This window comes from Acidimicrobiales bacterium, from assembly GCA_035536915.1.
In the GTDB taxonomy this organism is placed as follows: Bacteria; Actinomycetota; Acidimicrobiia; order Acidimicrobiales; family JAHWLA01; genus JAHWLA01.
Window position 1 is genome coordinate 16769 of record DATLNE010000043.1, and the last position, 11738, is coordinate 28506.

At 70.8% G+C, this 11738-nt stretch carries 18 protein-coding genes; 5 read left to right on the plus strand and 13 right to left on the minus strand.

The window, feature by feature from the left end:
- Window positions 1-117: 117 nt before the first annotated feature.
- The 3 genes from VM938_11915 to VM938_11925 form a co-directional block, all read right to left on the minus strand.
- The gene (locus VM938_11915; protein HVF75747.1) at window positions 118-564 is read right to left on the minus strand and encodes a hypothetical protein; all 447 of its coding nucleotides are present in this window, start codon (window positions 562-564) and stop codon (window positions 118-120) included.
- Window positions 565-674: 110 nt separating this feature from the next.
- A complete protein-coding gene (locus VM938_11920) occupies window positions 675-1094 on the minus strand; it encodes a hypothetical protein (GenBank protein HVF75748.1) in 420 nt (139 codons plus the stop codon).
- Window positions 1095-1121: 27 nt separating this feature from the next.
- On the minus strand, window positions 1122-1877 hold the full coding sequence (locus VM938_11925; GenBank protein HVF75749.1) for a class II aldolase/adducin family protein: 756 nt from the start codon (window positions 1875-1877) through the stop codon (window positions 1122-1124).
- Window positions 1878-1920: 43 nt separating this feature from the next.
- On the opposite strand from VM938_11925, the gene VM938_11930 reads away from it, so the two are divergent.
- The gene (locus VM938_11930; protein ID HVF75750.1) at window positions 1921-2550 is read left to right on the plus strand and encodes an alpha-ketoglutarate-dependent dioxygenase AlkB; all 630 of its coding nucleotides are present in this window, start codon (window positions 1921-1923) and stop codon (window positions 2548-2550) included.
- On the opposite strand, the gene VM938_11935 is transcribed toward VM938_11930, so the two are convergent.
- Window positions 2547-2786, minus strand: a complete 240-nt coding sequence (locus VM938_11935; GenBank protein ID HVF75751.1) for a superinfection immunity protein — start codon at window positions 2784-2786, stop codon at window positions 2547-2549. The genes VM938_11930 and VM938_11935 overlap by 4 nt on opposite strands.
- A 239-nt stretch (window positions 2787-3025) precedes the next feature.
- Here VM938_11935 and VM938_11940 point away from each other — a divergent pair, with 239 nt between their 5' ends.
- Window positions 3026-4081, plus strand: coding sequence for a tyrosine-type recombinase/integrase (locus VM938_11940; protein HVF75752.1), 1056 nt, complete (start codon window positions 3026-3028; stop codon window positions 4079-4081).
- On the opposite strand, the gene VM938_11945 is transcribed toward VM938_11940, so the two are convergent.
- Window positions 4058-4750 (minus strand): alpha/beta fold hydrolase, encoded by a 693-nt coding sequence (locus VM938_11945; GenBank protein ID HVF75753.1) that lies wholly within the window; start codon window positions 4748-4750, stop codon window positions 4058-4060. The genes VM938_11940 and VM938_11945 overlap by 24 nt on opposite strands.
- A gap of 35 nt (window positions 4751-4785) precedes the next feature.
- Here VM938_11945 and VM938_11950 point away from each other — a divergent pair, with 35 nt between their 5' ends.
- Both VM938_11950 and VM938_11955 read left to right on the plus strand, forming a co-directional pair.
- On the plus strand, window positions 4786-6090 hold the full coding sequence (locus tag VM938_11950; protein ID HVF75754.1) for a hypothetical protein: 1305 nt from the start codon (window positions 4786-4788) through the stop codon (window positions 6088-6090).
- Window positions 6091-6158: 68 nt separating this feature from the next.
- A complete protein-coding gene (locus tag VM938_11955; GenBank protein ID HVF75755.1) occupies window positions 6159-6293 on the plus strand; it encodes a hypothetical protein in 135 nt (44 codons plus the stop codon).
- A gap of 3 nt (window positions 6294-6296) precedes the next feature.
- Here VM938_11955 and VM938_11960 read toward each other — a convergent pair whose 3' ends face one another.
- On the minus strand, window positions 6297-6491 hold the full coding sequence (locus VM938_11960; GenBank protein HVF75756.1) for a hypothetical protein: 195 nt from the start codon (window positions 6489-6491) through the stop codon (window positions 6297-6299).
- A gap of 38 nt (window positions 6492-6529) precedes the next feature.
- On the opposite strand from VM938_11960, the gene VM938_11965 reads away from it, so the two are divergent.
- Entirely contained in the window at window positions 6530-7294 is a 765-nt protein-coding gene (locus VM938_11965; protein HVF75757.1) for a crotonase/enoyl-CoA hydratase family protein, read from the plus strand.
- A gap of 51 nt (window positions 7295-7345) precedes the next feature.
- Here the strand turns inward: VM938_11965 and VM938_11970 are convergent, their stop codons facing one another.
- Genes VM938_11970 through VM938_12000 form a run of 7 tightly spaced genes read right to left on the minus strand, consistent with a single transcriptional unit; the run spans window position 7346 to window position 11690 of the window.
- Window positions 7346-7753: an NUDIX domain-containing protein gene (locus VM938_11970; protein HVF75758.1), complete on the minus strand. Its 408-nt coding sequence runs from the start codon at window positions 7751-7753 to the stop codon at window positions 7346-7348.
- Window positions 7737-8216, minus strand: coding sequence for a GNAT family N-acetyltransferase (locus tag VM938_11975; protein ID HVF75759.1), 480 nt, complete (start codon window positions 8214-8216; stop codon window positions 7737-7739). Before VM938_11975 ends, VM938_11970 begins: the two co-directional genes overlap by 17 nt.
- Window positions 8217-8753, minus strand: a complete 537-nt coding sequence (locus tag VM938_11980) for a hypothetical protein (GenBank protein ID HVF75760.1) — start codon at window positions 8751-8753, stop codon at window positions 8217-8219.
- 12 nt (window positions 8754-8765) lie between these two features.
- Window positions 8766-9296 (minus strand): universal stress protein, encoded by a 531-nt coding sequence (locus VM938_11985; GenBank protein HVF75761.1) that lies wholly within the window; start codon window positions 9294-9296, stop codon window positions 8766-8768.
- A complete protein-coding gene (locus tag VM938_11990) occupies window positions 9227-9700 on the minus strand; it encodes a DUF4193 family protein (protein ID HVF75762.1) in 474 nt (157 codons plus the stop codon). Before VM938_11990 ends, VM938_11985 begins: the two co-directional genes overlap by 70 nt.
- A gap of 53 nt (window positions 9701-9753) precedes the next feature.
- The gene (locus VM938_11995) at window positions 9754-10497 is read right to left on the minus strand and encodes a hypothetical protein (GenBank protein ID HVF75763.1); all 744 of its coding nucleotides are present in this window, start codon (window positions 10495-10497) and stop codon (window positions 9754-9756) included.
- On the minus strand, window positions 10494-11690 hold the full coding sequence (locus VM938_12000; protein HVF75764.1) for an MCE family protein: 1197 nt from the start codon (window positions 11688-11690) through the stop codon (window positions 10494-10496). The genes VM938_11995 and VM938_12000 overlap by 4 nt, the downstream gene beginning before the upstream one ends.
- Between the last annotated feature and the right edge of the window lie 48 nt (window positions 11691-11738).

The following is an 11738-nucleotide window of genomic DNA, read 5'->3' on the forward strand; positions in this document are numbered from 1 at the left end:
CTCGGTGCAGCCGAACCAATAGGTCTGCTCACGGGTACATGCCTGAGAAGCGCGTCGCAGTGTGAGCGGCATGTGCTTCAGGCTGGCAAACCGGGCTGCTGAGGTGGTGGACCGTCGTCAGTGTGTGAGCAGCCACGTCCCGCTGAGGACGAACTTACGGCCGCGGCCGCTGAGGCAGGAGTAGTACGACGTCTCGTCGTTTGTGAAGGTGAAGGCGCCGGCGAATTGGCCCGTGCTCACGCCCACTGTGCCCACCGCGGTCATCGAGAAGTAATGGCCGTTGGCTGTGCCGAACGCCGTTGTCTTCGCGCACGAGCCTGTGATCATGCCGCTCCCGGCCAAGTAGCCCCACTGACTGCAGGCGCCTGTGGCCATGCTCATGGTGAACGAGGTGGTGACCTCGGGAACGACACCTGTGGGCTCGGCCACGATCGGCATGTTCGCGCCCGTGAACAACACGATCTGTCCGGCGCACACCTCGTTGTGCGCCTCGGCGGGCGAGGGTGACACCACCACGGCGGAGACGGCCACGGCGGCGACGAGCAGGCGCTTGAGCGTTCTCATGACGGCACTCCCTTTCGGGCACCCCCCGGGTGCCTCTACAGGGAAGTACGTCCGAACGTCCCGTTCGTGTCGATCAAGGGCGGCCGATGCTCCCACGGCGCGAAGTTGGCTCAGTGCACCAGGGTGATCGCCGCGGTGACGTGGAACGCGTCGCCGGTGGTTGTCAGCGGGTTGGGCACCATTGTCATGGTCCCTGTCACCTGGCCCGGCAGGACGAGGTTGCCTCCCACGCCGGTGAAAGAGAACACGTGGCCGCCGCTGGCCGTCTCTGTGCCCGTTGTGGCGCCGAACACCGACCCTGTGATCTGCCCCCCGGCGATGGGCGGCACGCCTGTGGCGCAGTCGCCGAGCGAGGGGAGCAGAAACCAGTCGGCGGTCGGGCCGCCCACCACGGAGATCGCCGGAAGCGTGGGCCCGAAGGTCCATATGGTCCCTGTGAACGCGCACACATCTGTGTGTGCATCGGCCGGCGGTGCGGCCATGGCGGCGAGCCCAATCACGGCGACGGCAACGGCGGTACGACGGATCATTCGGGGCCCCCTGCTGGCGGTGGACCCTCAGTCGTCGAGGAGGTCGGGGTTCTCGCGCTGGATGCGTTGGAGCAGGGGCTGGAACGAGAACCAACCCACCAGGGGAGCGCCGACTTGGCCTGCGGTGAGCTGGGCCATATCGGGGTCGATGAGCACGGGCGTGCCCGCCGCCTCGGCCAGCAGTTGGACCTGGCACGAACGTTCCATGGTGATGAACCACCACGCCGCCTCTTCCACCGACTGCCCCACGGTCAGCAGCCCGTGGTTGCGCAGGATGGCTGCCTTGCAATCGCCCAATGCGTGGGCGATGCGCTTGCCCTCCTCGACGTCGAGCACCACGCCGGTGTAGTCGTCGAACAGGGCATGGTCTTGATAGAAGGCGCAGGCGTCTTGGCTGAGCGGGTCGAGCAGCCGCCCCAGCGACGACCACGCCCGGCCGTACGTCGAGTGGGTGTGGGCGGCCGCCACCACGTCGGGGCGGGCGGCATGGACCTGCGAGTGGATGGCGAAGGCCGCCTGGTTCACCAGCCCCTCGCCTTCGACGAGCTCGCCCGAGTGGTTGACGAGCAGGAGGTCGGACACCCGGATCGAGCCGAAGTGCTGGCCGAAGGCGTTGACCCAGAAGTGGCCGTCGAGCACCGGGTCGCGGGCGGTGATGTGGCCCGCCACGCCCTCGTCGAAGCCGAAGCGGGAGAACAGGCGGAAGGCGGCTGCCAGCATGCGCTTGCGGTGCAGGCGCTCGTCCTCGGGCGACTCGAATGTCGGCGGCACAGGCAGTTTCATGACAGCCCCCACAGGCAGTTGACGACTGTGCCAGTCTACGGCCGTGGACGGTTCGGAGCGCATCCAGCTCGACGAGACCTCCTGGGTCGACGTGGCCCGCGGTTGGGCGGCGGAACCCGACGTGCTGTTCGCCGCCTTGCTGGAGAACGTGCCCTGGCAGGCGAGCAAGCTGTTCCGCTACGACCACTGGGTGGAGGAGCGCAGGCTCGGAAGCATGTGGCGAATGGGCCGCCCGTTGCCGCATCCGGCGTTGGCCGACGTCCACAAGGCGTTGCAGCGGCGCTACAAGGTGCGCTTCGACAGCTTCGGCCTCAACCAATACCGCGATGGCAACGACGGCCAGGCCTTCCACCGCGACACCGACATGCGTTGGCTCGACGACACGCTGATCTGCATCCTGACCCTGGGCGCGCAGCGGCCGTGGTTGCTGCGACCGCGGGCCAACCGGCACAGCACCGAGCCGGGCAGGGGAGCCACCCACGACCTGGCACCGGGGCCCGGCGACCTCATCGTCATGGGCGGCCGTTGCCAGGCCGACTGGGAGCACTCGGTGCCGTACCTGCCGGGCCGCGCCGTCGGTACACGCATCTCGTTGCAGTGGCGCCACGCCACCCGCACCGGCAGGCCGTTCGTCGGTGCGGGCTACCGGGCTCCCGTCCGCTACGGGCGCTAAGTGGTGCGGCGCACCGCGCTCAGCGCCATCGACAAGGAGACGACCCAGCCGATGAACGTCCAGCCGAGGAACAGGTTGATCACGACGATCGAGCCGATGTTGTGGTGCCCCCGGGCCACAGCGACGATCGACGGCGCGAAGTAGGCCGACGCCAGGATGGCGAGTCCGAACAGTACGGCGATGCCACCGGAAGCGTCTTCGGCAGCGAACAGCAAGTACGACGAGGCGAGCAGCAAGGCGATTCCCCCCTGTGAGCGTCCCGGCCCTGCGCCCGGACGCCCGACAGCGTAGGAGACGGATAGGCACTGCCGCCGGAATTGGCCGCCGGTGCGGGACAGCCGGGGTTGAGGCCGGTACCGTCCTAAGCTGACCCGACGAACTTGCCCCCGAAACGTTGCGCTTTCCGCAACGTTTCGTACGCAGGTTCGGGAGAGGGTCCACCACGGCCCTGGCTGAAGCGGCGATAATTCTGCTTATGGGCGCCATAGGCCTGGACGAGCCGTTCACCCGGTGGGTCTCCCGCCTCACCACCAGGGACATGTCCCCCCACACCCGGGCGGCCTACATCAGCGACCTGGCCATCCTGGGCGGCTGTTTCCTCCAGGCGCTGGGCATCCCGCCGCCTGTCGTGCCCGAGCCCGACGACTGGGTGCAAGGGCTGCGCAAGGCAGGCGTGCGTCCTGAGAGCTTCGTCAAGGCCCGGGCCGCCCTGGCCCAGCTGCGCCCGGCCGACGTGACCCCACGGGCCGTCGAGGACGTGCTCGCCCTCCACGCCGCAGGCCGGTCGCCTGCCAGCCGAGCCCGGGCCCGCATCGCCCTCAACCAGTTCTGCCGCTTCCTGGTGCGCAACGAGTACCTGCCCACCAATCCGCTCGACCAGTTGGAGGTCGACCGGGCCCGCAGACGCCTGCCCAAGCCGCTGGAGATGAGCGTCGTCCAGCGCATGCTGTCGACCATGGCCCAGCCCGACCCCCGGGCCCGCCACCCCTGGCCGGGCCGCGACCTGGCCCTGGCCGCCGTGCTCACCGCCACCGGCGTGCGCCTGGCCGAGGTCATGGGCGCCAACGTGGCCAGCCTGGTCGACTTCGACGGCCCCACCCCGCTGCTGCGGGTGCTGGGCAAAGGCAACAAGGAACGGGTGATCGAGCTCAACGACGAAGCCGCTGCCCTCCTCCGCCGCTACCTGGCCGAGCGCGCCGAGCGCCTCGGCGCGCCCAAGGCCGACGAGCCGCTGTTCGTGCGGGCCGACGGCAGCCGCTTCACCCCTGCCGCCCTGCGCCGCCTGGTCGACACGTGGTACCGCCGGGCGGGCTACCAGCCGCCGCCCGGGGCGGTCGTGCACGCCTTCCGCCACACCTTCGCCACCGAGGCCGTGCGCAGCGGCGCTCCCCTGCGCGACCTCCAAGAGGTCATGGGCCACCAGTCGCTGGAGACGACGGCGGGCTACCTCAAGGTGCTGGGCCAAGCGGGCTCCACCGTGGTGCGCCGCCACGCCTCCCGAGACGCCCTACGCACCGTCCTCGAGGAATGACAGCGTGGCGTCGACGCACCCGAAGTCGCCGGGGGTCCCCAGGTGGTCGACGCCCCGCAGCACCTTGACGGTGACCTCGGCGTTGGGCAGCGCGTCGGCCAACGGCTCGGCCGGGCCGTTGCCGTCGCGGTCCCCCAGCACGATCAGCACCGGGCATTTCACCGCTGCCAGTCGTTCAGGCGAACGGTCGGGCAGCGGTCGGCGCAGGAACGCAGCCAGCGCCAGCGGGTCCTGCCCCGGCGAGTTTGCGAAACGCACGAACGCCTGGGCCATCGGGTGGTCGACCACCTCGGTCTTGCCCTCGAGCGCCAAGGCCAGCGGCTCGGGCACGTCGGTACGGAAGTAGCCCGCCCCCATGCCCAACAGGGCCAGGCGCCGGAAACGCGTCGGGTAGTCGACGGCCAAGTCGAGCAGCACACCCGCGCCGGCCGAGAAGCCGACGCCGTCGACCACCTCGTGGTCCTCCATGGCGGCCAGTACGCCCGCACCGATCTCGGCATAGGCGGCGGGGTCGTGGGGCTTGGGCGCGTCACCGTGGCCCAGCAGGTCGACACCGAGAACAGGCCGTCCGCTGTCGGCCACCAGGTCGGGCCACCCCGCCTGTCGCCACCCCCGATCGAACGACGACGTGAACCCGTGGACGAACAGAACAGGGATGTCGGTCGGCACAGGCCCATCCTGTCGCGTTGTAGGTTGATGGGCCTATGGCCCGCAGGATCGACATCGAGCTCACCAGCGCGCGCCCTGACGGCACGTGGACCTGGCGTGCCGCCGGGGCCAAGCAGCCGAAGGGCGTGCTGGAAGGCAAGCTCCTCTACGAAGGCGCGGCCGTCGGCGATGTCGTACGCGCCGATGCCGAGTTCGAGATCGAAGGCATCACCGTCACCGCCGTCCTGCCCCCCAAGGGCAAGGAACGCAAGGAGCCGCAGCGGCTGGAGATCATCGGCCCGCCGCGCGCCGAGCAAGGCGGCGTCACCTCGTCGTTGGTGCCCAAGGGCCGGGGCGGCCCCCGCCGCGATCGTGACGGCGACCGTGACCGCGGCCCGCGTCCTCCCCGCGAAGGCGGCGGCGATCGCCGCGGCACCCGTCCCCCGCGTCCGGCCTCGGAAGGACGCGAGCGTCCCGCCCGTCCGCCCCGCGAGCCCCGTCCGCCCCGTGAAGAAAAGCCCGCAGCGCCCAAGCCCAAGCGGCTCACCCCGCTGAACGTCCACCGCGCTGCCGTGCTCGAAGCGCTCTCCCCCGAGCAGCGGCCGGTGGCCGAAGCCGTGCTGCGCGGCGGCATCCCCGCTGTTCGCCAAGCGGTCGAGGCCCAGAACGCCAAGCTACGGGAGACAGGCGAGCCCGAGGTGCGCTCCGAGCCGTTCCTGGCCATGGCCGAAGAACTGCTCCCCCGGCTCAAGGTGGCCGAGTGGCGCGACCGGGCCGAGGCGGCGGCCAAGGAAGTCGACGAGATCGCCTTGCGCGACCTGCGCTCGGTGGTGTCGGGTGCCGACGCCGGTGCCCGCGACGACGAGACCCGCCTGTTGGCGGGCACACTGCGCGAGGCGCTCGAAGGCCGAGTGGCCAAGCAGCGCGAGGAGTGGGTCGCGGAGATCACCACGTGCCTCGACGACGGCCGGCTGGTGCGAGCCCTGCGGGTCTCGTCGCGGCCGCCCGATCCCGGCACCCGCTTCCCCGCCGAAATCGCCACCCGCCTGGCTACCGCGGCAGGCGAGGCCCTCAACCCCGAGGTCGCCCCCGACCGGTGGGCCACCGTGCTCGACGCCGTGGCCTCCTCCCCCGTGCGCCGTCAGGTCAAGCCCGCCGGGCTGCCCGCCGAGCCGGGCGAGCAGTTGCTGCAGGCGGCCAAGCAGGCCTCGGGGCTCGTGCCCGCGCTGGCGCCCATGCTCGGGCTCGACATGCCGCCGCCCCCGCCGACCCGGCGTCCGCCGGGCAAGCGGCCGGTCCCGCCCCCTCCCCCGTCGGCCCCACCCGCGGCGGCCGCACCGCCCGCGCCGGCCGAGGGCTGAAGTTCCCCAACATTTTGGTGCGGTTCAGGGCTTTGTCTGCCGATAGCACAGGCAGAGAGGAGTTTCCGATGGACGAGCGCCTGAAGCAATGGCATCCCCGTGGGGACGAGCTCGACAGGATCCTGGCGGAGATGCGCCCCGTCATCCTCGAGTTCGCCCGCCGCGCCCAAGTCGAGATCCAGCAGCTGCAGCCCGCGCGCTGAGCCTCAACCCCGCTGGCGGGGCATGAGCACCGACGAGCGATCGGCACGGCCGCGGTACTCGCCCGTGCCGCAGTCTTCGTCCCAACGGGCACCGCATCCGGCGCACTCACAGGCGTCGATGTTGACCGACGCCACGTAAAGACGACTGACGTCGTAGGAGTTGCAGAACGGGCACTGGAAGTGACCGGTTTCCGTCACCTCGAAAAGCGTACCTCCACCAGGTAGCTTCCTCGTTCATGGTCGATTACGAAGAACGAGGGCGAGTCGCGCTCATCACCATCCGCCGCCCGGAAGCCCGCAACGCGGTGAACGGCGATGTCGCCCAGGGCATCGAGGCCGCTATCGACCGGCTCGAGGCCAACCCCGACGTCTGGGTCGGCGTGCTCACCGGCGAAGGCCCGGTGTTCTCTGCCGGTGCCGACCTCAAGGCCATCGCCGGTGGCGACGCGGGCGCCCTGAGCACGGCTCGGGGGGGCTTCGCCGGCATCGTGCGGCGGGAGCGGGCCAAGCCCATCGTCGCCGCCGTGAACGGGCCCGCCTTCGCCGGCGGGTGCGAGATCGCCCTGTCGTGCGACCTGATCGTGGCCGCTCGCTCTGCTGCCTTCGGGCTGCCCGAGGTGAAGCGGGCGCTGGTGGCCGCCGCCGGCGGGCTGTTCCGCCTCCCCCGCGTCATCGGCACCAAGGTGGCCATGGAGGCCATCCTCACCGGCGACCCCATCCCTGCCGAGCGAGCCGAGCGGCTCGGACTGGTCAACGCGCTGGCCGACGACGGCGCCGTGGTCGATGTGGCCATGGCACTGGCCAAGCGCATCGCCGCCAACGCGCCGCTCGCCGTGCAGGCCAGCCGCCGGGTGGTGCTGGCGGCCGACGCCGGGGCCGACGACGAGACCCTGTGGCGCCTGTCGAACGAAGGCTTCGCCTCCATGATGACCACCGAGGACTTCGCCGAAGGCCCCCGGGCCTTCATCGAGAAGCGCCCCCCGGAGTGGAAGGGCCGCTGACCTCGCGCCCCGAGTACATAGCTCACCTGTCAGGTGAGCTATGTACTCGGGTCAGGTGATGACATCGAGGATGCCGTGTTCGTGGAGGAACTCGGCCAAGCCGTCGACCAGTCGGAGCTCGGCCACCTCAGGCAGCGGCACCCATGCCGCCTCGGCAGCGTCGTCGCCCGCCACCGGGTCCTGGTCGGCCAGCACGTCGACTCGGAAGTCGAGGATCACGTGGTGGTAATCGTCACCGATGCGTTCGACCCAGCCCACCAGCTCGCCACACACCCCCTCGACGCTCGTCTCCTCCAGCAGCTCGCGCACCACAGCTTCGACCAGCGTCTCGCCGCCCTCCACTCGGCCGCCGGGGACCGACCACTCGCCCGCCGCCGGCCCTCGCCCGCGCCGGACGAGCAGCAGGCAATCGTTGTCGACGGCCACCGCGCCCACGCAGACCTCAGGCCTCGACGGCATCGTCGCCCCCGCCCAGCTTGTGATGCATGACGAGCAGGCGAGCGCTGAACCCCGACCGCTCGAAGAAGTTCTTAGTCTGCCGCGCCCCGGGCAACGCCATGGCATCGACGCCTTGGCAGCCCTGCTCGCCGAACCACCCCAGAAGGTCGTCCATCATCTCCTCCCCCACTGCCACGCCCCGGGCGTCGGGCTCCACGTAGAGCTCTTCGACCACGCCGAGCCGCCCCCCGTCGCGCAACGACTCGACCCGCCCCACCGCGTAGCCCACGGCTATCTCGTCGATGGTGCCGACGACCACCACCCGCTCGGGATGGTCGAGGTCGAGCACCGGTGCGGGCGTGGCCTCGCGTCCCACGAACAGCGGCCCGCCGCGGTCCATGGCGGCCAGCTCCTGGCGGGCCAGGCGACCCAGTTCTGCCAGCCGGTCGAGATCGGCTGGGCCGGCCCGACGGGCGGCTTCCAACTAGCGCTCGGCAGCTTCGGCCTGGAGCTGCGCCACCCGGGTGAGGATCGTCTTGCGGTGGCGGGTGGCTTCTTCGTAGGCCCGCACCGCTTCCAGCTCCTCGACCGACAAGCCCGCCAGCCGCTGCACCACTTGCGATGCAGCCAAGGCGTCGTAGCCGGGAATGGCCAGGTGCTCGGCCGAGGGCCCCGAGCCGTTGGTCGCCGCCTTCGCCGCCTTCGGTGCACGAGGAGCAGGCGCAGGAGCGGGCGCCGGCCCCGCAGCGGGCTCGTCGGCAGGCAGGGGCGGCGGGGTGGGCCGGCCCAGTACGTCGCCCAGCATGTCGACGGCCTGCTTGACCGCCTTCTCGGCTTCCTTCTGGCCTTGCGTCAGGGCGAACTGGCCGATCATGCGGGCCATGGTCAGCTGGGGGTCGAGCGTGGCGCGCCCCTTCTCCACCAGCTTTGGCAGTTCGTCACGCGCGGCGAGGGCGAAGCCGAAGGGGGCGTACACGAAGAGGTCAAGCGCCTGGTCGAGCGGTCCCTTCTCGTCGGTCATAGCCGCATCCTCCTAGTCGGCGGTGTGCACGATCAAGACGTCGCACGGGGCATGGTGCGACACCTTGTTCGGCACGCTGCCGAGGATGAACCGGGTAGGCGAGGCCATGCCCTTGGAGCCGACGACGATGACATCGGCGCCCACGTCGGTGGCGGTGTCGATGAGGATGTCGGCCGGGTCGCCCGAGGCGGTGCGCGACTCGACTGTGGCGACGCCGATGTCGGTGGCCAGGCGCATGGCCTTGCCTGCCTTTTCGTCGGCGGCGACCGAGTCGCTGATGCGCCAGCGCACCTCTTCGGGGGCCTCGGCCCGGGCCCGTTCGGTGGCCGGGTCGGGGGTGAAGCCGGTGACCACTGTGAGGGTGGCGCCGCTGGCCGCGGCCAACTCGGCGGCGTGGCGCACCGCCAACGTGGCGGTGTCGCTCCCGTCAGTGCCCACGACGATCCTCCGGTAGGCCACGGCGTGCCCCTTCTCTAGACGCAGTCTCGGCAGTAGTTCCGCGCCGGGTCCGCCAACTGGCTCGGGTGCTTCACCAGGAAACACGACTGGCAGACGAACTCGTCGGGCTGCTTGGGCAGCACCTTCAGGGCGGTGTCGCCCCGCTCGTCGGCCTCGGGTGCCTCTTCGTCCTCGTCCTCGTCGTCGGCCACGACGAGCTTCTCTTTCAGGATCTCGTCGAGGCTGGCCTCCACGTCGTCGGCGTCGACATCCTCGTCGTCGTCGACTTCCTCTTCTTCGTCGGTGACCACGACAGCCACGGGTACCTCGACCACGTCGTCGTCGTCGACCACGGCGTCGTCGTCGACCACGTCGAGCACGGGATCGAGCTCGTCGTCGAGCAGTTCGTCTTCGTCGTCGGGAAGCTCGTCGATGTCGGCGTCGTCGAGGTCCTCGGGCTCCTCTGCGTCGTCGTCGAGAAGTTCTTCGTCGAGCTCGTCGTCAGCCATAGGTCCCTCTGGAGGCGGTTTGTGCGGGCGGAACCATACACCCGCTGATCGCGCTACCTCGGCGTCGTGGTCGGGGTGGTCCCTTGCCCGAAATTGAGGTTGGTCACACCATCGACCCGCCACTCGCCGCCGACGTGGACCAGCACGAGCTGAATGTAGGAGGCGACGCTGCGCCGAGTGCCCGTCGTGCCCTCGGTGGTGGCGTTGGCCACCACGATGGCTTTGGCCGTGTTGTCCTCCACCGGGCCGATGAAGATGTCGGTGACGGTGCCCGCCGAGGTGGCCTTGGTCTCCTTGATGAGCACGTCGAGCCCGCCCTTGAAGGCCTGCTCGTACTCCTCGCGGAACTTGCCGGTCGACAGGGCCAGCACCCGCTCCCGGGACTCGTCGAGGTTCTCGTGGTTGTACGTGAGCAAGGCGGTGGCGAAGCGGCCCGCCACCTCCTCGACGTCGTTGCGCCGGCTGCGCTCGGACTCCAGGCGGGAGGCGAGCACGGCGGCCAGAGCGGCCAGGGCCACGGACAGGACGAACAGGGCAACGCAGGCCGCCAGCAGGCGACGGCTGCCCTTGGCCTCCGGTGCAGCCTCCGGCGCGGCCTCGGGTTCGGGTTCGGGTTCAGCGGTGACGACGGGCGGCGGCGCGGGCGCCGGGACGGGGTCGGGCGGCGGGGGCGGCGGGACGGGGTCGGGAGCGTCGGGCGCGGCCCAGCCGTCGGCCGCGTCGGGCGTCGACTGCTCGGGGTCGGGGACGACAGGCTCGGCGTCGGCCGGACGGCCGGTGGGGTCCGTGTCGCTCACCGCGGGGAGCGTAGACGCACCCGCCGCGCCACCAGGGCCGTGAGCAACAGGGCCGCGCCCAGCACCGCCGTCGGCGTGCCGCCGGTGGCGGCCAGGCCGCCCGTGCTCGGCTGGGCCGTCGGCACCACCGACCCGCCCGCCACCGAGACCGGCCGCAGCGACGATGTGCACGGGCCGACGGCGGGCACCGCGGGCAGGTCCTTGGGCGGTGTGTACTGGAGCGGCCGCTCCTCGGGGAAGACCGCGCCCACCCTGATCCAGCGCTGGCCGTCCTCGACGTCGGTGGCGTCCCACACCTGGCCGAAGGCCTGCGGCCCGAGGTCGAGCAGCGTGGCCAGGCCTTTGATGCGCCGATCGGTGTTGGCGATGTCGGTCACCAGCTCCAGCGTCTTCAGGTCGCAGTCGAGGTTGCCCTTGTGCTTGGCCACGATGTCGGCCACCTGGGTGACGAGTTGCGAACCCTTGTCGAGCAGCACCGTGGTGTCGCCGCTCGCGCTCTTCAGGGTGTCGGCCAACTGGCGCAGGTCGCGGAGCGACTGGCCCAACGAGTTGCGGTGGTCGGCCACCACGTCGGTCACCCGGGTGCCGTTGGTGGCCAGGCGGTCGAGTGCCTCGGTGCGCGCCGCCAGCGCGCCCGACAGGCGGTCGCCTGCGTCGGCCAGGGCCCGCAGCGACTCGGTGCGTCCCTGCAGGGCGACGGAGCCTTCGTGCAGCAGCGTCGAGAGGTCTTCGGGGGGCACCGAGGCCAGCAGCGCATCGGCCGAACGCAGCAGCTCGGAGAACTCCAGCGGGATGGTTGTGCGCTCCTTGGGCACCTGCTCGCCCGGGCGGTAGGCGGCGCCCTCGCCGGTGTAGCCGGGCGGCGGAGCGAAGTCGATGTAGGGCTCGCCGATGACCGACTTGCGCAACACGTGGGCGGTGGAGCCCGCAGGGATCTCCTTGCCCCGTTCGATCTTGAGGCGCAGCACCACGCCGCCCGGCACCCGCTCCACGCTGTCGACGGCGCCGTAGCTCACGCCCAGGTAGGTCACCTCGGCATTGGCCCCCACGCCGAACGAGTTGGCCAGTTGCACCGAGAGGGGGTACGGCTTCTCCAACTGCTCGACGCTGACGATGTTGCTGACGGCCCAGCCGACCATGAGCACCGAGGCCACGAGGAACGTCATGAGGTTGACGAAGACGCGCCGACTCATCGGAGGTCCTCTTCCGTCGTTCTGGTCCGTACATCCGGCGCCACGGCG